At 61.3% G+C, this 20,160-nt stretch carries 18 protein-coding genes; 8 read left to right on the forward strand and 10 right to left on the reverse strand.

Annotation, left to right across the window (positions count from 1 at the left end; genetic code table 11):
* Positions 1 to 377: 377 nt before the first annotated feature.
* The 6 genes from AC3WP7_RS19320 to AC3WP7_RS19345 form a co-directional block, all read right to left on the reverse strand.
* Complete coding sequence (locus AC3WP7_RS19320; protein WP_102592610.1) at positions 378 to 3,785, reverse strand: YncE family protein; 3,408 nt, start codon at positions 3,783 to 3,785, stop codon at positions 378 to 380.
* A 124-nt stretch (positions 3,786 to 3,909) separates the two neighbouring features.
* A complete protein-coding gene (locus AC3WP7_RS19325; RefSeq protein WP_092247189.1) occupies positions 3,910 to 4,938 on the reverse strand; it encodes an AbrB family transcriptional regulator in 1,029 nt (342 codons plus the stop codon).
* Positions 4,931 to 6,445 (reverse strand): tripartite tricarboxylate transporter permease, encoded by a 1,515-nt coding sequence (locus AC3WP7_RS19330; protein ID WP_092247192.1) that lies wholly within the window; start codon positions 6,443 to 6,445, stop codon positions 4,931 to 4,933. Before AC3WP7_RS19330 ends, AC3WP7_RS19325 begins: the two co-directional genes overlap by 8 nt.
* A gap of 1 nt (position 6,446) precedes the next feature.
* The gene (locus AC3WP7_RS19335) at positions 6,447 to 6,905 is read right to left on the reverse strand and encodes a tripartite tricarboxylate transporter TctB family protein (protein WP_071488927.1); all 459 of its coding nucleotides are present in this window, start codon (positions 6,903 to 6,905) and stop codon (positions 6,447 to 6,449) included.
* 59 nt (positions 6,906 to 6,964) lie between these two features.
* Positions 6,965 to 7,954, reverse strand: coding sequence for a Bug family tripartite tricarboxylate transporter substrate binding protein (locus tag AC3WP7_RS19340; RefSeq protein ID WP_172963340.1), 990 nt, complete (start codon positions 7,952 to 7,954; stop codon positions 6,965 to 6,967).
* 39 nt (positions 7,955 to 7,993) lie between these two features.
* A complete protein-coding gene (locus AC3WP7_RS19345; protein ID WP_093126040.1) occupies positions 7,994 to 9,286 on the reverse strand; it encodes an OprD family porin in 1,293 nt (430 codons plus the stop codon).
* A 235-nt stretch (positions 9,287 to 9,521) separates the two neighbouring features.
* Here AC3WP7_RS19345 and AC3WP7_RS19350 point away from each other — a divergent pair, with 235 nt between their 5' ends.
* Together AC3WP7_RS19350 and AC3WP7_RS19355 are read left to right on the forward strand one after the other, a co-directional pair.
* Positions 9,522 to 10,193, forward strand: a complete 672-nt coding sequence (locus AC3WP7_RS19350; RefSeq protein WP_010212220.1) for a response regulator — start codon at positions 9,522 to 9,524, stop codon at positions 10,191 to 10,193.
* Complete coding sequence (locus AC3WP7_RS19355; RefSeq protein WP_102592612.1) at positions 10,186 to 11,571, forward strand: sensor histidine kinase; 1,386 nt, start codon at positions 10,186 to 10,188, stop codon at positions 11,569 to 11,571. The genes AC3WP7_RS19350 and AC3WP7_RS19355 overlap by 8 nt, the downstream gene beginning before the upstream one ends.
* Here AC3WP7_RS19355 and AC3WP7_RS19360 read toward each other — a convergent pair whose 3' ends face one another.
* Both AC3WP7_RS19360 and ygfZ read right to left on the reverse strand, forming a co-directional pair.
* Positions 11,572 to 12,393, reverse strand: coding sequence for an HDOD domain-containing protein (locus AC3WP7_RS19360; protein WP_092247201.1), 822 nt, complete (start codon positions 12,391 to 12,393; stop codon positions 11,572 to 11,574).
* 37 nt (positions 12,394 to 12,430) lie between these two features.
* A complete protein-coding gene (gene ygfZ / locus AC3WP7_RS19365) occupies positions 12,431 to 13,372 on the reverse strand; it encodes a CAF17-like 4Fe-4S cluster assembly/insertion protein YgfZ (RefSeq protein ID WP_092247204.1) in 942 nt (313 codons plus the stop codon).
* A gap of 142 nt (positions 13,373 to 13,514) precedes the next feature.
* Between ygfZ and AC3WP7_RS19370 the strand changes: the two genes are divergently transcribed.
* Together AC3WP7_RS19370 and AC3WP7_RS19375 are read left to right on the forward strand one after the other, a co-directional pair.
* A complete protein-coding gene (locus AC3WP7_RS19370) occupies positions 13,515 to 13,769 on the forward strand; it encodes an FAD assembly factor SdhE (protein WP_071488932.1) in 255 nt (84 codons plus the stop codon).
* Complete coding sequence (locus AC3WP7_RS19375) at positions 13,753 to 14,199, forward strand: hypothetical protein (protein ID WP_102592613.1); 447 nt, start codon at positions 13,753 to 13,755, stop codon at positions 14,197 to 14,199. The genes AC3WP7_RS19370 and AC3WP7_RS19375 overlap by 17 nt, the downstream gene beginning before the upstream one ends.
* On the opposite strand, the gene nadB is transcribed toward AC3WP7_RS19375, so the two are convergent.
* Complete coding sequence (gene nadB, locus AC3WP7_RS19380; RefSeq protein WP_093126044.1) at positions 14,168 to 15,784, reverse strand: L-aspartate oxidase; 1,617 nt, start codon at positions 15,782 to 15,784, stop codon at positions 14,168 to 14,170. The genes AC3WP7_RS19375 and nadB overlap by 32 nt on opposite strands.
* 462 nt (positions 15,785 to 16,246) lie before the next feature.
* Here nadB and rpoE point away from each other — a divergent pair, with 462 nt between their 5' ends.
* Genes rpoE through AC3WP7_RS19395 form a run of 3 tightly spaced genes read left to right on the forward strand, consistent with a single transcriptional unit; the run spans position 16,247 to position 18,426 of the window.
* Positions 16,247 to 16,828, forward strand: coding sequence for an RNA polymerase sigma factor RpoE/AlgU (rpoE, locus tag AC3WP7_RS19385; protein ID WP_003172477.1), 582 nt, complete (start codon positions 16,247 to 16,249; stop codon positions 16,826 to 16,828).
* Positions 16,829 to 16,860: 32 nt separating this feature from the next.
* Complete coding sequence (locus AC3WP7_RS19390; protein WP_071488935.1) at positions 16,861 to 17,448, forward strand: sigma-E factor negative regulatory protein; 588 nt, start codon at positions 16,861 to 16,863, stop codon at positions 17,446 to 17,448.
* A gap of 15 nt (positions 17,449 to 17,463) precedes the next feature.
* A complete protein-coding gene (locus AC3WP7_RS19395; protein WP_092247210.1) occupies positions 17,464 to 18,426 on the forward strand; it encodes a MucB/RseB C-terminal domain-containing protein in 963 nt (320 codons plus the stop codon).
* Positions 18,427 to 18,455: 29 nt separating this feature from the next.
* On the opposite strand, the gene AC3WP7_RS19400 is transcribed toward AC3WP7_RS19395, so the two are convergent.
* A complete protein-coding gene (locus tag AC3WP7_RS19400) occupies positions 18,456 to 18,635 on the reverse strand; it encodes a hypothetical protein (RefSeq protein WP_102592614.1) in 180 nt (59 codons plus the stop codon).
* Between the two features lie 25 nt (positions 18,636 to 18,660).
* On the opposite strand from AC3WP7_RS19400, the gene AC3WP7_RS19405 reads away from it, so the two are divergent.
* Positions 18,661 to 20,097 carry a DegQ family serine endoprotease gene (locus tag AC3WP7_RS19405; protein ID WP_092247213.1) on the forward strand — a complete coding sequence of 479 codons (1,437 nt, stop codon included), beginning with the start codon at positions 18,661 to 18,663 and terminating at the stop codon, positions 20,095 to 20,097.
* Positions 20,098 to 20,160 lie beyond the last annotated feature (63 nt).

The raw sequence follows: 20,160 nt of genomic DNA on the forward strand, positions 1-20,160 counted from the left end.
ATATAGGGGATCAGATCCGCGAATGGCAGCTGAGTTGAAGGTAACCTTTGCGCCCCGGGAGGGCAGCCGCCCATCGGGCGGCGGTCAGGTAGGCGTCCTACAGGTGTTTTGTTGGGTTTTTTGCGCGGTACCGTTGCCACGCAGCCGTGGGGCAAGGCGGGGGGAGGGTTATGATCCTCTCCTGTAGGCAGGCAGTGATAGGGGAGGGACGACGGGGGATTTTGATCATAGGTCATGACGGGATACCTGTCTGGTTTTCAATCAAGGGTGCGACGCGTGATCCACTGTTGAATGAAGTCGCTGCCTCGATTCAACGCTCCCTCTCCCTCGGTGCCTAGCTGTGAGAAATGACAGTGCCGACCAGCGGTATTCTCGGCTCACAGCACCACCACCGACACCGTGTTATTACGCGCATTGGCCACATAGGCATAGGTGCCGTCCGGTGACACCACCACGTCTCGTGGCTGGCTGAACCCCGCATAGGTGCCGATCACGTTCTGGGCTCGCGTATCCATGAGGGTCAGCAAGTCGGCGCCGCTTTGTGTGATGTAGGCGCGCTCCAGTCTTGGGTGAAAGGCTACCCCATATGGTCGTTGCAGACCGCTCAAGGTCTGGCTGATTTGCAGCGTTGCGGTATTGCCGATCAATACTGTGCCTCGGTCGGGCTGGGTGATATAGATGCGTTGTAGCAGGGGGCTGTGGGCGATTTGCTGGGGATGCGAGACGGTGTTCACTTGGCTGAGCTGGGCGTTGTTTGCCAGGTTGATGGCCCGCCAGTCAAACGCGCCGGCGATATGCGCGCGGGTGCCATCCGGGCTGATGGCGATGGCGCTGGGCCGGGTGGTTGTCACGCGGCTTACCACGTCGTGGTTGGTCGTATCGAAAATCACCATCTCTGAGGCGCCGTTGTCCGCTACATACAGGCGTGTGCCCGTCTTGTTCAGCGTGAGCCCGTGCGCCGTGGTGAAGCCTGTGAGTGTGTGAATCGTCGAGTAGTCCTGCGTGCTGATCACGCGAACCGGTGTATTGGCTGCACTGCTGTTATCCGATACGTACAGGCGGCTGCCGTTGGGGTGCAGGGCCAGCCAGAGCGGTGAGCCCATGTTCGTAATCGTGTGGATGACCCGGTAGTTCTGTGTATCGATCACCGCCACGGATTTGGGTGTGGTGGCTTGGGTCACGTAAAGTCGCGTGCCGTCGGCACTGAGTGCCAGGTTTGTGGGCGTTCCGGCTGCGCGGATATTGGCCATGACCCCCTTGGTATTTTCGATGCGGTAGCTGACGGTTCCCAGCTTGACCGCGAAATCTTTATGCGCGCTGCCATTGAGTGAAACGCGGGTCTCCACTGTCAGCGTACTGCGGTTAGGGAGCGAGCGCAGATAGGCCGCGGGCAAGCTATGTTCCACGCGCTTGGCCGCGAACTCTGGCGCACTCAGTGGCGTGCCCTCCCGTAAAGGCAGGTTGGCGACGCCATTGATGTCTATCCACACCGGTTGCCCGCTGCGCATGAAGGGCCACTCCAGCACCCGCACGCTGTGGGCTTTGCTGACATCAATCGCACCCACCAGCGCCTGCGGCACGCTGACCCGGTCGAGGTGTTGAGCCGGCAGTGTTTCTACCGTGAGGCTCAAGATTTGCGATGAAGTGCTCGCACCGCCTCGAGTGACGATATAGGACACGCTGGCCTGCCGACCGAGGTTGGCGGCAATCACTTGGTTGGACAGTGAGAAGTCGACATGACCGAGCGCTGGGTCGGCAGGTTTTGGCGCGATCACCGGCGTGCCCAGGCCGAAGGTCCCCTTGAATATCGGCTGGATATCGTCTCCCGGCAACATCGGGTAGCGTACGCGCAGGGTGGCTATCGGTGCCAAGGGCGGTAGCACATGCAGGGGGTTTAACGTTGCTGTCGCGGGGCCGGTGACAGTGCTTTGCAGGATCAATGGCACGTCCAGTTGCAAAACGCTCCCGACCTTCATCACCAGCGGTTGTGAATACAGCGTGCGCAGCCCGGGCCGTTCGACGATGTAGTAGATCCGGGCAGAACGGTTGAGGTTGGCAAGTACGTAGATGCGCGGGACTACAAACATCAAATCCTCGCCGGGCCAGACGTCGGTGATCAGCCGCCGCATGGGGGGGGCACTGCCGCCCAGTGCGCTGCCTTCGAAGTACAGCACCACCGTTGCGCCCCGTACAAATGCCGCGTGCCACCTGACAGTGACATTGGCATTGGCGCGGAAGATCTCTGGGTCAAAGGTCGGGTCGGGTTCCGGCGCCTGGAGCACCTGGACCTTGGGCAACGCCACCATCGGCTCGCCGACAAGTAGGTTCAGGTCCTTTGAGGGTGGACGCTGTCCGGGCAGGTTAATGTAGTAATAGAGGCGCAGCGTGCCGCTTTCCAACTGGCGAATGTCACCGTCCTGACCGTTGGCAAGATCGAAACTGATGTCCCCTGTGCCCGCTGGCAGGCGATGTTCCTGATAATACCCGTGGCCGTTGGCATACTTGCCGTCCAATACCAGGGTTACGCAATCGTCAGGGTGCTGGCCCATGTAAGAGCGGATTATCACTCTGACGGGATCGGTCAGTGGGTTGAGGACGCCATCGTTGGCTGCCGGCACTTGAGGCGCGTCCAGCCCGCTATCAACCGGCGTACCCGTTACCTGGATGAAGGCGTTCTCCGAAGGTACGCCAGGTTGACCGGGGCGAAGGCGCTCATAACTGAGTTGAATCAAGGCGCCTATCAGTAAACTCAAGTCTGCGTTTGGCCATGCAATATCGAGGTACTGGATAGCGGTTGAACTAACCGGGGCGCTGTAGATTTGTTCCACTTCCACCCCGGTCAGGGTGCGCCCCCTGAGGCTGGCCCGAAGCGTGTCGCCGCTGGCCCAGCCTTTACCGGCAATGGGGAATCGCAAGGTTGCGCTCTTACCTGCGAGCTTGTCCGCATCCAGTGTGCCGCTGGGCGCCTCGACGATATGCCCTGAGTCCAGTAGTTTTTCGTTTGGATTAAGAAGTACCTCGAGCATTTGTGTCGGCGAGCGGCCGGGCGCGTAGTTACCCGCTTCGTCCAGTACGTCATAAGCGCAGGCATGGCGGCCGCTGCCAATCTTCAGCCAGGTGCCGTAATTCACCGTCAGCGTGATCGGGTTGCGATGGCTGGCCTGGCCTTCGGTGACAGGGTGCTCGACGATTTCACTGCCGATGATCAGCCGGATTCGATCGCGCACTGCGCGGTGGGTATTGGCGGGCAAGGTGGTGTCGAGCGGGTAAAAACCGATGCTGACCGCAACACCACGCTGGGCTGTCGTCGAATCAATGAAAGTCTGGGCGGGTTGTGGGCGCGGCAGGCGCTCGTTGACCCAGGGCGGTGCCACGATGGGTTCGTTACCGGTCGGTGCCACCCGGTCGACCTTGAGGTTCAGGCGCTGGGTTTCCTCGCGGCTTGAATCCAGGTGTGTGACAACAATGTAAACAGGCCCTACCGTTCCATCCGGCAGGCGTGCCAAGGGGGTGCGCAAGACAATCGCTTTCTCCTCACGGGCTTCCTGTGCCGTGACCGTATGGGTATCGACTGGTATGTCGGGGTTGGCGCAGATCAGCGCGATGAAGTCGCCTTCGGCCTGGCTGGCATAGCTTCTCAAGATGCAAATAAGTCCGTCGTTGCCATGGGACTCGAGCAAGGCTGTGTTGACGCCGCCGCTAAAGCCGACCACCGGGACTTTTAACCCGGGAATATACGGTGCCAGTTGAGCAACGCAAGGGCGGGCATTTCGTACTGGGCGCATGATGATTATCTCGGGCTAGAGGGCGCGAGATGAGTTAGAGCACGTAGGAGGGGAGCGCAACAACTGTGAGATTTGACAGTTCAGACCAGCGGCCGTCGCGCGTTGTCAGCCACGCTCGCCTCGGTCAGGGTTGACGGTTCCAATGTCGAAACAACGGTTCTGCCAGAAACAACACAAACAACAACCGCATCACCTGCATCGCCGTCACCAACGGTACCGACAGTTGCAGGGTCTCGGCCGTGAGACTCATCTCGGCAATGCCACCGGGCATCATGCCCAGGGTCAGCGAGCGTAAATCCAAGTGAGTCACTGCACTCAGCCCCACCGCCGCCAACGTCGCCAGCGCCATGGTCAACGCCGTGCCAATCAAGGTGCGCCCCATGAACGACGGCGCCCGACGAAAGAACTGCCGGTTGAAGTGGCAACCCAGGCCACTACCGATCAACCACTGGCCAATCTGGCTGCCGCCATCGGGCAGGCCGATATGCAGGTCCCAGACCACGCTGGCTGTGGCACTCACCAGCAACGGCCCGAACAACCAAGGGTTGGGCTGGCGCAAGCGCTGCCAACCCCAGGCGACCAAGGCGCCCAGCGGAAACAGCGCCAGCAGCCACGGCCAGCTCACCGGCGCCGGATGAAACTGCGGTGTACCGCCTTCCAGCAAGTACTTGAAAATCGCCGGCACACACAACACCACCATCAGCACCCGCAGACTCTGCCCCGCCGCAACACGGCTGAGCACCGCACCATTACGCGCGCCGAGGTTGACCATCTCACCGGAACCGCCCGGCATGCTCGAGAAGAACGCCGTGGCGCGGTCTTCACCGCTGCGGCGCATCAGCCACACACCCACCACGCTCGACAGGCTGGTGACCAGCGCGCCGAAGAAGATCAGCCCGAAGTGGCTCATCACCTGTTCGATCACCACCGGGGTGAAGTGCAGGCCGATGCCGATGCCCACCACCCATTGGCCGCATTTGCGCCCGCCGGGGATCTCCGCCAGCTGCCACGGCGTGAGGCAGCGCACCAGGATGATCGCCAGCAGCGAACCGACCATGTACGGCAAAGGCCAGCCAACCAGGCTGGCCAGGTAACCGCCGGCCAGGCCGACCAGCGGTGTCCCCCACCAATGTCTGAAGGTGACCTCAGACATCGGCCACGGCACGACGCTGCAGGGCACGTTTGCGGTAGATGCGCAGCAACGGGAAAGCCAGCATCAGCGCGGTCAGTACCCACACACCAAAGGTGATCGGGCTCGACCACAGGATCTGCAAGTCACCGTTGGAGATCGACAGCGCACGGCGCAGGTTCTGCTCCATCAGGCCGCCAAGGATAAAACCCAGCAGCACCGGCGACAGCGGGAAGTCGAGCTTGCGCAGGATGTAGCCGAAGATGCCGATACCGACCATCAGGAACAGGTCGAAGGTGGTGGCGTGCACCGCGTATACCCCGATGGCGGTGATGATTGCGATCACCGGTACCAGCGCCCAGTTCGGCACGGCGAGGATGCGCGTGAAGATGCGGATCATCGGGATGTTGAGGATCACCAGCATGATGTTGGCGATGAACAACGAGGCGATCAGGCCCCAGACGATGTCCGGTTGCTGTTGGAACAGCAGCGGGCCCGGGGTGATGTTGTACAGCGACAGCGCGCCGATCATCACCGCGGTGGTGCCCGAACCGGGGACGCCGAGGGTCAGCATCGGCACCAGGGCGCCGCAGGCGGACGCGCCGATGGCGGTTTCCGGAGCGGCGAGGCCGCGCATGTCGCCCTGGCCGAATTTACCGCTGGCACCGGCCAGGCGTTTTTCGGTCATGTAGGCAACGGCCGAGGCCAAGGTAGCGCCGGCACCCGGCAATACGCCCATGATGAAGCCGAGCAGGCCGCAGCGGATATTCACCACGAAGACCGCGCCCGCTTCTTTCAGGTTGAACATCATGCGCCCGGTGGCTTTGACTGCCTCCTGCCCACGGTGGGTTTTCTCCAGCAGCAACAGGATCTCGCTGATGGAGAACAGGCCCAGTACCAGCACGACGAACTGGATGCCGTCGGTGAGGTGGATGTTGTCGCCGGTGAAGCGATACACACCGCTGTTGGCGTCGATGCCGACCGCCGAGAGGAACAGGCCGATCAGTGCTGCCACAAAAGTCTTCAGCGGTTTGTCGCCAGCCATGCCGCCGAGACAGACAATTGCGAACACCATCAGTACGAAATATTCCGCCGGGCCGAAGGCAATCGCCCATTTGGCCAGCAACGGCGCAAACAGCACCATGCCGCAGGTGGCGATAAACGCGCCGATGAACGAACTCCAGGCCGACAGCGACAGCGCCACACCGGCGAGGCCTTTGCGGGCCATGGGGTAGCCGTCGAGAGTGGTCATCACGGTGGACGCTTCGCCCGGGATGTTCAGCAGGATCGAGCTGATGCGCCCACCGTATTCGCAGCCCAGGTACACGGCTGCCAGCAGGATCAGCGCCGATTCAGGCGGCAGGCCCAGGGCGAAGGCGATGGGGATCAACAGCGCCACGCCGTTGATCGGGCCCAGGCCCGGCAACAGGCCGACCACGGTGCCGATCAGGGTGCCGCACAACGCGGTCACCAGGTTGTAAGGGGACAGTGCAACGCCGAAGCCCTGGCCCAGGTAGCCGAAAGTATCCATGTCAGTTCTCCAGTACGTCGAGCAGGCCGAGGGGCAGCGGTACATCCATGGCTTTGTCGAACAGCAGGTACAAGCCGATGGCCATCAACGTGACGATCACCACGCTGGGCAACCAGCGACCACCGTACAAGCGCGCCATGGGAATGCCGATCAGCATGCTGCTGAGGATGAAGCCCAGGGGTTCGAAGGTGCCGGCGAACACGATCAACAGCGCGACGCACACGCCGATCTTGATCAGGGTTTCGCGGTCCAGCGCGGGTTCTTCTTCGGTGTGTTTGGTCGGCTGTGGACGAAACAGCATGTAGATCAGTGCCAGGCTCATCAGCCCGAGCATCAGCAGCGGGTAGGCGCGCGGCCCCACCGGCTCGTAGGAAAACGACGCCTGGTACGGCCAGGCCATCAGCGCGAGGCCGGCGCAGGCCAGCAGCAGCGCGGCGGCGAAAATGCGTTGTAAGAGCATGTGGAACTCCTGGGCCACGCCGCTTGGCTAAAGGGCGTGGCCACACAAAAGAGGGGCGATTACTGGATCAGGCCAAACTCTTTGGCCAGCACTTTGTAGTCAGCCACCTGTTTCTTCACGTAAGTGTCCAGTTCCGGCCCGGTCATGGCGAACGGGAACAGCTCGCGTTGGTCACGCAGCTTGGCGAACTCCTCGGAGGCCAGCAGTTTGTCGAACGCCTCTTTCCACCAGGCGTAGTCGGCATCGCTGACTTTTGGCCCGAGGTAGAAGCCACGCACCACTGGCCAGACGATGTCGTAGCCTTGCTCTTTGGCGGTCGGAATGTTCTTCATTTCCGGCTCGTCCAGGCGCTTTTCGGAGAACACCGCCAGCAGGCGCATATCGCCGCTCAGGATGTGCGGCATGGAGTCGGAAATATCGGTACTGCCCACCTGGATATGGCCGCCGAGCAGGGCGGTGGCAATTTCACCGCCGCCTTCAAGGGCGACATAACGCAGTTCGCGCGGGTTGATTCCGGCAGCCTTGGCGATCAGCGCGGTTTGCATCCAGTCCTGGCTGCCGACGGTGCCACCGGAACCGATTACCACGCTGCCCGGATCTTTCTTCAAGGCTTTGACCAGATCGTCGAGGGTTTTGTAGGGCGAATCGGCTTTCACCGCGATAGCCCCGTAGCTGGTGCCGACCGCCGCCAGCCAGCGCACGGCGCTTTCATCGAAGCGGCCGAACTTGCCCTGGGCCAGGTTCAACAGCGAACCGCTGGACCAGGCGACCAGCGTGCCGCCGTCCGCAGGACGCTGGGCGACCACGGCGTTGTAGGCCACCGCGCCCACCCCACCGGGCATGTAGGTCACGCGCATCGGCTTGCTCAGCAGCTTCTCGTTGACCAGCGCGCTTTGCGCCAGTTTGCAGGTCAGGTCAAAACCACCACCCGGCGAGGCCGGGGCGATGCACTCTGGGCGCTTGGGTTCGTCAGCGGCCAGCAGTTGGCCGGCGAACAGCATGCAGCCGGCGGCGAGGGCCAGTTTACGCAGTGAAAGGGTCATGGTTATCTCCGTCGTTGTTGTTATGAATGGCTTACCAGGCACTACTTACCAAAGTGCAACGCTGTAGCTGACCAGCAGACGCACTTCGTCCGCATCACGGGCCGAGTAGTTGGAGCGGTACGTGGCGTTGCGCAGGCGCACGGCCACGTCCTTGAACGTGCCGGCTTGCACCACATACTTGATCTCGGTGTTGCGCTCCCACTCCTTGCCGGTCTCGCCGTTCTTGAGCTTGATGTTGTCACCTGACAGGTAACGGCTCATGAAGCTCAGGCCGGGTATACCCAGCTTGGCGAAGTCGTAGTCGTAGCGTGCCTGCCAGGAACGCTCTTGGGCGCCGGCAAAGTCGTTGATCTGCACGAAGTTGACCAGGTACGGGTCGCTGCCATCCACATAGGGGAAGGCGCTATCACCGGACATGTGCTGGTAACCGGCGCTGAGCTTGTGGCCGTTGAGGGCATAGCTGAACAGGCCGTTGAGGGAGGTATTGTCGATCTTGCCGCCACGGGCGGCGCCAGTGTCATCGCTGATGGCCAAACGCAGGTCGGTGCCGAACGTACCGGGACCCATCGGGCGCGCAGCCACCAGGCCGAGGAAGTGCTGGCGGTACACATCGTCGAGTTGGGCGAAGTGGTAGCTGCCGGTGATCTTGTCGGCGAACTTGTAGTCGGCCCCGCCAAAATTGAAATGCTTGCCGGTGGCGCCGCTGACGAAGCGGCTGTTCTTGTTGTTGAGGGCAATGTCCTCGTAATTGGTGTCGTCACGGTCCTTGGCTTTGTCCAGGCGCCCGCCGGTGAACACCAGGTTCTTGAACTCCTTGGAGGTGATCAGGCCGCCGTTGAAGGTTTGCGGCAGGATGCGCCCGTCGTTGGGCTTGAGGATCGGCAGCTCGGGGATCAGCGAACCGATCTTCAGCTCGGTGGCCGAGATCTTCACTTTGCCGGTCAGGCCCAGCTTGGAATATTCGTCGGCGGCGCGGCCATCGTCATGGGTGGGCAGCAGGCCGGTGCCGGTGCGGTCGGGGCTGGAGTCGAGCTTGACCCCGAGCATGCCCAGCGCATCCACGCCGAAGCCCACGGTGCCGTCGGTGTAGCCCGATTGCAGGTTGAGCATGAAGCCCTGGGCCCACTCGTCGCGCTTGGATTGCTGCGCGCTGGTGCCATCGCGAAAGTCGCGGTTGAAGTACATGTTGCGGGTTTCCAGGGTCGCGCTACTGTCTTCGAAGAAGGCAGCCTGGCTAAGCGGCGAAAAGCCGGCAAGGGTAGCAGCACTGGCGAGGGCGGTCTGGGTCAGGCGAGAAAAACGAACAGGCGAGGAGGCCTGGGGCTGTGTCGACAGCATCGTTGTGTACTCCGTTATTGTTCTTATTTTGGCGAAAACGCTTCGAGGCGTTTTTCGGGCGCTGCGGATAAGGCAGCTTGGCGGGCATAGACCACCGAGACTGGATGCTAAAGGGCGAAGCTTTCACTAACCTTTCAGTCGGCTTTCAATGTTTTCGGGCTTCACAGGCCGGTCGGCGCCTGTAAACTGCCCGCCAAAGCGTGGCACCGACCACCCCTGAATGAGGTAGCAATCCATGCGTGTCTTGCTGGTTGAAGACCATCTGCAACTCGCCGAAAGTGTTGCGCAAGCGCTCAAGAGCACGGGTCTGACCGTTGACGTGCTGCACGATGGCGTGGCGGCGGACCTGGCCCTGAGCAGCGAGGAGTACGCGGCGGCGATCCTCGATGTGGGGCTGCCACGCATGGATGGTTTCGAGGTGCTCGCACGTCTGCGTGCCCGTGGGAAAAATCTGCCGGTGCTGATGCTGACGGCACGCAGTGATGTGAAAGACCGCGTGCACGGCCTCAATCTTGGGGCGGACGACTATCTCGCCAAACCGTTCGAACTCACGGAGTTGGAAGCGCGGGTCAAGGCGCTGCTGCGGCGTAGCGTGCTGGGCGGAGAGCGTCAGCAGGCCTGCGGCGTGCTGGTGTACGACCTCGACACCCGGCGCTTTACCGTAGGGGGTGAACTGATGACACTCACCTCCCGCGAGCAAGCCGTACTCGAAGCGCTGATTGCCCGCCCGGGCCGGGTGATGAGCAAGGAACAACTGGCTTCCCAGGTGTTCGGCCTGGACGAGGAGGCCAGCCCCGATGCCATCGAAATCTATGTGCATCGCCTGCGCAAGAAACTCGATGGCCAGCCCATCGCAATCGTGACCTTCCGTGGCCTCGGTTACCTGTTGGAAGCCCGCGATGCATAAGCCCAGCAGCCTGCGCTGGCGCTTGCTGTGGAACCTGGCGCTGTTGCTGGTGCTGTTGATGCTGGCCAGTGGCATGAGCGCCTACTGGAACGGTCGCGAGGCCGCCGATACCGCCTACGACCGCACGCTGCTGGCCTCTGCGCGTACCATCGCCGCCGGCTTGACCCAGGTGGATGGCACCCTGAGCGCCAACGTGCCCTACGTGGCCCTGGACACCTTTGCCTATGACAGTGCCGGGCGCATTTACTACCAGGTCAACGACATCGACCAGAAGCTGATCTCCGGCTACGAAAACCTTCCCGGCCCACCGCCGGATACGCCACGCACCGATGACTATCCGGCATTGGCGCGCTTCTACGACGCCATCTACCAGGGCCAGCAGGTACGCGTGGTGAGCCTGCTCAAGGCCGTTTCCGAACCGAACATGAACGGCATGGCCGAAATCCGCGTTGCCGAGACCGATGAAGCGCGCGTGAGCATGGCCCGCAGCCTCATGGCCGATACCCTGCTGCGCCTGGGCATGCTCGCCGTCGGCGCACTGTTGCTGGTGTGGTTTGCCGTGAGTGCGGCGTTGCGGCCGCTCGAGCGCCTGCGTACGGCAGTGGAGGAGCGTCAGCCTGACGACCTGCGGCCGTTGCCCCTGGTGGAAGTGCAGCATGAGTTCGGCCCATTGGTGCGTTCCCTCAACCATTTCACCGAACGCCTGCGCCGCCAGTTCGAACGCCAGGCGCAGTTCATTGCCGATGCGGCCCATGAACTGCGCACGCCACTGGCAGCCCTCAAGGCCCGGCTGGAACTGGGCTTGCGCGCCGAGGACCCCGCCACCTGGCGCAGCACCCTCGAAGCCTCCGCCCAGGGCACTGACCGCCTGACCCACCTGGCCAATCAACTGTTGTCCCTGGCGCGCATCGAAAATGGGGCGCGTGCCATTGCCGAAGGCGGCGCGCAGTTGCTCGACCTCAGCCAACTGGCCCGTGAGTTGGGCATGGCCATGGCACCGCTGGCCCATGCGCGCGGTGTGGCATTGGCGCTGGAAGCCGACGAGCCGGTGTGGCTGCGCGGCGAGCCTACCCTATTGAACGAGTTGTTGAGCAACCTGGTGGACAACGCCCTGGCCCACACGCCACCGGGCGGCAATGTGATCCTGCGGGTGACGGCGCCGGCGGTGCTGGAAGTGGAAGATGATGGGCCGGGCATCCCGCTGGATGAACGGGACCGGGTGTTCGAGCGTTTCTACCGGCGCAGCCAGCAGGGCATGGGCTCAGGCCTGGGGCTGGCGATCGTCGGCGAAATCTGCCGGGCGCACCTGGCGCAGATCAGCCTGCACGATGGTGACCACGCCGGCTTGAAGGTGCGCGTGAGTTTTATCGCGGGTTGATCAATAGAACATCGAGCGCGCTTCATCCAACTCGGCGCGCAAGGCGTCGCTGTAAGGGTCGACCCGCAGTTTCTTGATCGCCGGCAAGGTGGAGACCGCAACGTTTGCCAAAGGATGATCGGTGCCGCGATGGCAATACAGCACGGCGACCTGTACCAGGTCGATGTAGTCGAGGCGGGCTGAATCGCGCTCCAGGTCCAGGTATTGGCCCGGCAGTTTCGCCAGCATTTCCGGAAAGTCCCAGCCGCCCAGCAGTTTGTCGCCCAGCAGCGGGTGGATGCTCTCGATGACGTGGTTGAGGCTGACCGGGTCGGCGAGCAGCTCATAGTGGTCTTCGGCGTACGTCAGGATCGGCAGCACACCGATCTGGTGCACCAGGCCGCCAAGGGCCGCCTGGTCCGGCTTGAGTTGGGAATGGCTGCGACACAGGGCATAACTCACACCCGCGACCTCCAGGCTGCGGCGCCACACATCACGCATCTTTTGTTCGACCACGTCGGAGCGCGCGTGGAAGATCTGCTCCATGACCAGGCCGATCGCCAGGTTGCTACTGTAGTTGGTACCCAGCCGGGTGATGGCGGTGTGCAGGTCGGTGACTTCCTGGGTCGCGCGCAGCAACGGGCTGTTGACCACTTTGATCAGGCGTGCCGACAGTGCGGTGTCGCGACCGATTACTTTGCTCAAGTGGCTGATGCTGATCTCCGGGTCTTCGGCGGCCTGACGAATATTCAGGGCCACTTCCGGCAATGTCGGCAGAACCAGGTCATCGTTATCGATGGCCCTCACCAAAGCCTGTTGGACTTTTTCCGCCAGCTTGTTCATTCATGCTCTCTAGGGTGTTGCGACAAAGGTACGGCGATCAGCGCTGGATCTCTCGATCGCGGTCGAGCGTGTAAGGCAGGTCGAGCAGTTGCAAGCGGGGACCCTCCAGCGCGCCCAGGTGCACATCTTCACTATCGGCAGCTTCGGCTTGCAATACGGCCAGAAGTTCAACGGTCTGGTCAGCTTTTGCGGCGATCACCACTTCGCCGATCGAGCTGTTATGGCTGGGAGAAAACAACGGAGTGCCTGGCGCGGGCATTTCAGACGTATCGAGACTCAGGCGGTACAGGCGACGTTTGAGTTTGCCCAGGTACTGCATGCGCGCGACGATTTCCTGGCCGGTGTAGCAGCCTTTCTTGAAGCTGACGCCGCCCACGGCCTGCAGGTTGAGCATCTGTGGAATGAACAGTTCGCGGGTCTGGGGCATGACCTGGCCGATGCCGGCGCGGATCTGTCCCAGCAGCCATTCATTCAGATCGGTTTGTTCAAGGGTTGCAGCCAATTGACTGCGTACGGCGTCGCCTTGCTCGGCAGGTACCCAAAGTTCAGCGCGGCCAGGGGAGACGCGGATGGCGATCAACGTATCGTTGCGCACGACGCTGTCGGTCTCGGCAGGCAGCTCAAGGCCAAGACCCGTCAGGGCCGGGTCGGCATTCATCAGGCCGAAGCGCACCCAGGCGGCGCTTTCATCGGTGAGTTTGGACTTGGAAAACACGGCGTATTTTTTCAGGTCCGCCAGTTGCGGCTCCAGCAGCTCGCTGGCCATGGCCAGCAACACGCCGTCACCTTGCAGCAGGATGCGGAAGCTCGACTGCATGCGCCCTTTTTGCGTGCAGCGCGCGCCGAGGCTGGCCTGGGTGTCGCTCAGGTAATTGAGGTTGCAGGTCAGTTGGCCCTGAAGGAATTTGGCAGCGTCGGAACCGCGGACGGCGAGAACGCCTTCGTGGGACAGGGGGCAGAAGAAAGCAGAGTCGGCCATGGGTCATCGCAGGTCAAAAAAAGTCATGGGTGCATCATAGAGGGGCGCCCGGCAAATGGATAGTTTCCGTATGGGGCGACCAAAGCCGACTGTTCCGGTGCCGTCGGGTCTGTATACTTGCCGCCTATTTGAGGAGCGCTCCATGGTCGAAGATGTAGAAATCAATCGCCTCTACTGGCACAGCCGTCGCGGCATGCTGGAGTTGGATGTGTTGCTGGTACCTTTCACCAAAGAGGTCTACGCGACGCTCAATCAAGTGGATCGCGACCTCTATGTGCGGCTGCTGACGTGCGAAGACCAGGACATGTTCGGCTGGTTCATGGAGCGCGCCGAGTCGCAAGACCCGGAGCTGCAGCGCATGGTCCGCATGATCCTGGATCGTGTCCAGCCCAAGTAATAGCTTTGAATGCCGCTGGCAGGCCTCGCGGCTGTTGCTGGCGGCGTACCTGCTTGCCCAGCTGTTTGCGCTGGGCGCCTTGATGTTTATGCAACTTCCTTTTTCGAGCCTGGGCATGCTGGTGTGCCTGGCGCACGCCGCCTGGGTTTTGCCGCGTTCTATCTTGCTGACTCACCGTTCGTCGATTCGTGGCCTGCGACGCGATGAAGATAGTTGGCAGCTATGGAGCGCCGCACGGGGCTGGCACGCCGTGCAATTGCGTCCCGACAGCCTGGCGTTGCCGTTGATCGTGGTGCTGCGTTATCGGGTGCAGGGCGAATGGCGGGTACGTTCAGCCTGTGTGCCCAGGGACGCGCAGGCCGCCGATGTGCATCGGCGCCTGCGTGTGCGCCTGAAGTTCAGCCGCCGTAGGTGGTTGGCACCAGGATAGTGTCGCGGGCCTCGGGCAGCATCTGCGGGTAGTCGAGGGTGTAATGCAGGCCCCGGCTCTCCTTGCGTTCCATGGCCGAGCGGATCATCAGTTCGGCGACCTGGGCCAGGTTGCGCAGCTCGATCAGGTCGCGGCTGACTTTGTAGTTGCTGTAGAACTCATCGATCTCGTCCAGCAGCAGCCGCACCCGGTGCTGCGCCCGTTGCAGGCGCTTGTTGGTGCGCACGATCCCCACGTAGTCCCACATGAAACGGCGCAGCTCGTCCCAGTTGTGCGCGATGATCACATCTTCGTCCGAGTCGGTCACCTGGCTGGCGTCCCAGCGGGGCAGGGCGGCGGGCACCGGAATGCGCGGCAGTTGTTCAAGGATGTCCGCCGCTGCAGAGCGCGCATAGACGAAGCATTCGAGCAGCGAGTTGCTGGCCATGCGGTTGGCACCGTGCAGGCCGGTGAAGCTGGTTTCGCCAATCGCATAAAGGCCGGGTACGTCGGTACGTCCGTGCTGGTCGACCATCACGCCGCCGCAGGTGTAGTGCGCGGCCGGTACTACGGGGATTGGGCCTTTGGTGATGTCGATATTGAAGGCCAGGCAGCGCTCGTAGACGGTGGGGAAGTGGGTCTTGATGAAGGCTTCGGGCTTGTGGCTGATGTCGAGATACACGCAGTCGATGCCCAGGCGCTTCATTTCATGGTCGATCGCGCGGGCGACGATATCGCGCGGGGCCAGTTCGGCACGGGGGTCGAAACGCTGCATGAAGCGCTCGCCATTGGGCAGTTTCAGGAGCGCGCCTTCGCCACGCAGCGCTTCGGTGATCAGGAAACTCTTGGCCTGTGGGTGATACAGGCAGGTGGGGTGGAACTGGTTGAATTCCAGGTTGGCCACCCGGCAGCCGGAGCGCCAGGCCATGGCGATGCCATCACCGCAGGCGCCATCGGGGTTGCTGGTATAGAGGTAGACTTTGGCCGCGCCACCGGAGGCGAGGATGGTGAAGCGTGCGCCGTAGGTGTCCACCTCGCCGCTGCCGCGATTGAGCACGTAGGCGCCGAGGCAGCGCTCGCCGTCCAGGCCCAGGCGTTTTTCGGTGATCAGGTCGACGGCGACGCGTTGCTCCAGCAATTCGATGTTGGGGCGTTGGCGGGCCTGGTCGAGGAGTGTCCTGAAAATAGCCGCGCCGGTGGCATCGGCGGCATGGATGATGCGGCGGTGACTGTGGCCGCCCTCGCGGGTCAGGTGGAACTCGAAACCACCGTCGTCGCTGCCTGCGTGTTCATCGCGGGTAAAGGGGACGCCCTGGTCTATCAGCCATTGGATGGCCTCGCGGCTGTGCTCGACGGTGAAACGCACCGCTTCTTCATTGCACAGGCCGCCGCCGGCGTTGAGGGTGTCTTCGACGTGGGATTGCACGGTGTCGGTGTCGTCCAGCACCGCGGCGACACCGCCCTGGGCCCAGAACGTAGAGCCGTTGGCCAGGTCGCCTTTGCTCAGAACCGCAATGCGCAGGTGGCTGGGAAGGGTCAGCGCAAGGCTCAAGCCGGCCGCACCGCTGCCGATCACCAGGACATCGTGTTGAAACTGTTGGCTCATTTGAAGGATTCCGCAAAAAGCGATCCGAAGAGGTGGCGCAAACAGGACGCCTGGATCGGCGAATCAAAGGGTCACACGGGCTACTAGTATATAGAGGGGTGGAGCGGCACAATAGCCGGGCATTCGTGGCAATGTGAGATTACGGTGCACGGCTCGGGTAAAATCAGCTGGTTATTGAGGCGGGAACTTTTTGCATGGCCCCCGACTCAATAGCAGGTTGCCCGAAAGCTGGGAAAACGTTGAGTTTATTGGCCCGTCGGGAGCATTGGACGCGTCAGAAAACGACGACAAGATTATTCGCGCAGTCGGCGTTGCCCGTGCTGCGTTTTTCGTGTGTGCCAAATCAGTGCGTGCCGGAAACTTGCTTGAAGGGGGAGAACTTTTGCGAAAAGACCGAGTCTATGTTTGCAAGCCTGATCGTTTAGTTATGCAAGCCTCCTTCAAGTACTACGAGGAGTGTTCATGCTAACCCAGGAAGAGGATCAGCAGCTGGTCGAGCGCGTTCAACGCGGCGACAAGCGAGCTTTTGATCTGCTAGTGCTGAAATACCAGCACAAAATTCTCGGGTTGATCGTGCGGTTTGTGCACGACACCCATGAAGCGCAGGACGTTGCACAGGAAGCCTTTATCAAGGCGTACCGTGCACTTGGTAACTTTCGCGGTGATAGTGCGTTTTACACGTGGCTATACCGAATCGCCATCAACACGGCGAAGAACTATCTGGTGTCTCGCGGACGCCGCCCACCGGATAGCGATGTAAGTTCAGAAGATGCGGAATTTTACGATGGTGATCACGGCCTCAAGGATCTCGAGTCGCCGGAGCGTGCATTGCTGCGCGACGAGATCGAAGGCACCGTTCATCGCACAATTCAGCAACTGCCAGAAGATTTGCGTACGGCGTTAACTTTACGTGAATTCGATGGTCTGAGTTACGAAGACATTGCGAGCGTCATGCAGTGTCCGGTGGGGACTGTAAGGTCACGGATTTTCCGGGCCCGGGAAGCCATCGATAAAGCCTTGCAACCGTTGTTGCAAGAGAACTAAAGACAGCGGCGACAGCCAAGAGAGGAACCGCCATGAGTCGTGATGCCCTGCAGGAATCGCTGTCCGCAGTGATGGATAACGAAGCGGATGAACTGGAACTTCGTCGAGTGCTCAACGCATTTGATGACGCCGAAACCCGTGATACCTGGTCTCGTTACCAAGTCGCTCGGGCGGTGATGCACAAGGATCTTCTAATCCCTCGTCTGGATATTGCTGCGGCCGTTTCTGCTGCACTGGCTGATGAAGCCGTTCCGGCAAAGGCTGCTCGTGGTCCATGGCGTAGCCTGGGTCGCCTGGCGGTTGCTGCCTCGGTGACTGTCGCCGTGCTGGCGGGTGTTCGCCTGTACAACCAGGACGAGATCGCCGGTGCCGAACTGGCTCAGCAGACCCAGCAGCCGGTAATGGCGGGTCCGCAGGTCAAAGGCCCAGCGGTATTGGCCGGCTACAAGGAAAGCGCTGACACCACCGGCCCGATGGCCAACGGTGTACTGCAAGGGCAATCCGGCTGGCAAGACCAGCGTCTTCCAGGCTACCTGCGCCAACACGCACAGGAATCGGCTCTGAAGGGCACTGAAAGCGCTCTGCCTTATGCTCGTGCAGCAAGCCTGGAAAACCGCTAATCCGTAAGGAGCTCTATGCGAGCCATACCGCTCCTTACGCTTTTGCTCAGTGGTTGGTTTGCACTCCCCGCCCACGCCGATGAAGCCCAAGACTGGCTGACTCGACTTGGGCGTGCTGAGCAACAGCAAAGCTTTCAAGGTACGTTCGTCTACGAACGCAACGGTAGTTTTTCTACTCATGACATCTGGCATCGTGTCCAGGACGGTCAGGTCCGTGAGCGGCTCTTGCAGCTCGATGGTTCTGCCCAGGAAGTCGTGCGGTTGAATGGCCGGACGCAATGCGTCAGCGGCACTCTTGTCGCAGGCCTTGGCAATTCGCGTGATGCACCATCACGTGCGCTTGATCCGCAAAAACTCAATCAATTCTACGAACTGGCCGTCATTGGCAAGTCCCGCGTGGCCGGTCGAAATGCGGTCATCGTATCGATCACGCCGCGTGACCAGTACCGTTATGGCTTTGAACTGCACCTGGATCGGGAAACCGCGCTGCCGCTCAAGTCCCTGTTGCTCAATGATCAAGGGCAATTGCTGGAGCGCTTCCAGTTCACGCGGTTGAATACTTCCGTCGTGCCTGATGACCGGGAACTGCAACCCAGCAACGACTGCACACCTATCGCCGTCGTTAATAGCAAAGCGCCCGAGGTGCAATCTACCGAGACTTGGCATATGGAATGGTTGCCACCGGGTTTTCAATTGACCAACACCAGTGCCCGCAAAGATACCCAAACCAAGGCGACCGTCGACAGCCTGATGTATGAAGACGGGCTGGCGCGGTTCTCGGTATTCCTGGAGCCGATCAGCGATGCAAGCATGACGGAGACCCGCACTCAGTTGGGCCCTACAGTCGCGGTATCGCGTCGGCTGAATACGGTAGACGGTGAGATGATGGTAACGGTGGTGGGTGAAATACCCATCGGCACCGCAGAGCGTATCGCCCTGTCGGTGCGCGGTGAAAAAAAGCCAGCCGCCCAACCGTGAGTCGTTAATCCTATGTTCATCCTGACGTTTCACTGTATTCCCATGCCAGGTTGGCTGCCGAGAGCATGAAATGTCTGGATCAGCATTTTCACTTGCAAAAATCCCCCATGTTTTTTATAGGTCAGGGCTTGTCGGCTCTGGCCTTGTTTTATTCGCGGAACAAAGATGTCGGTCGCGGTTTCCGGCGTTTCTTGAACCCTGTCGCTCAACCCTGCTCGTCGTAACGGGAGCTGTATGTCGATACCACGTTTGAAGTCTTACCTATCCATAGTCGCCACGGTGTTGGTGCTGGGTCAGGCCCTGCCTGCGCAAGCAGTCGAGCTGCCTGACTTCACCCAATTGGTCGAGCAAGCCTCACCTGCCGTGGTGAACATCAGTACCACGCAGAAACTGCCGGATCGCAAAGTCTCCAACCAGCAGATGCCGGACCTGGAAGGCCTGCCGCCGATGCTGCGCGAGTTCTTCGAGCGCGGCATGCCGCAACAGCGCGCACCCCGTGGTGGCGGTGGTCAGCGCGAGGCCCAGTCCCTGGGCTCGGGTTTCATCATTTCGTCGGACGGCTACATCCTTACCAACAACCACGTGATTGCCGACGCTGACGAGATTCTCGTGCGCCTGGCCGATCGCAGTGAGCTGAAAGCCAAGCTCGTCGGTACCGACCCACGTTCCGACGTGGCCTTGCTGAAGATCGACGGCAAGGACCTGCCTGTGCTCAAGCTGGGCAAATCCCAGGACCTGAAAGCCGGCCAGTGGGTGGTCGCCATCGGTTCGCCGTTTGGTTTTGACCATACCGTGACCCAAGGCATCGTCAGCGCCATCGGCCGCAGCCTGCCGAACGAAAACTACGTACCGTTCATCCAGACCGACGTGCCGATCAACCCGGGTAACTCCGGTGGTCCGCTGTTCAACCTGGCGGGCGAAGTGGTCGGCATCAACTCGCAGATCTACACCCGTTCCGGTGGCTTCATGGGGGTGTCGTTCGCGATCCCGATCGACGTGGCCATGGACGTTTCCAACCAGTTGAAAAGCGGTGGCAAGGTCAGCCGCGGCTGGTTGGGTGTAGTGATCCAGGAAGTGAATAAAGACCTGGCTGAGTCCTTCGGCCTCGACAAGCCGGCCGGCGCACTGGTTGCACAGATCCAGGACGACGGCCCGGCTGCCAAAGGCGGCCTGCAAGTTGGCGATGTGATCCTGAGCATGAACGGCCAGCCAATCGTCATGTCGGCCGACCTGCCGCATCTCGTAGGTGCGCTCAAGGCGGGTAGCAAAGCCAAGCTGGAAGTGATCCGCGAAGGCAAGCGCCAGACTGTTGAGCTGACCGTGGGCGCAATCCCTGAAGAAGGCGCCACCCTGGATGCCCTGGGCAATACCAAGCCGGGCGCCGAGCGCAGCAGCAACCGCCTGGGCATCGCCGTGGCCGAGCTGACCGCTGAGCAGAAAAAGAGCTTTGACCTCAAGAGCGGCGTCGTGATCAAGGAAGTGCAGGATGGCCCGGCGTCTCTGATCGGCCTACAGCCGGGTGACGTCATCACCCACCTGAACAACCAGGCGATCGAGACCACCAAGCAGTTCACCGACATCGCCAAGGCGTTGCCGAAGAACCGCTCGGTGTCGATGCGTGTGTTGCGTCAGGGCCGCGCCAGCTTCATTACCTTCAAACTGGCTGAGTAATTCGGTAATAACAAAAAGCCCCGTCTTCGTTTAACGAGGGCGGGGCTTTTTTGTGCCTGATCG

Source organism: Pseudomonas sp. FW305-3-2-15-C-LB1, assembly GCF_058787615.1.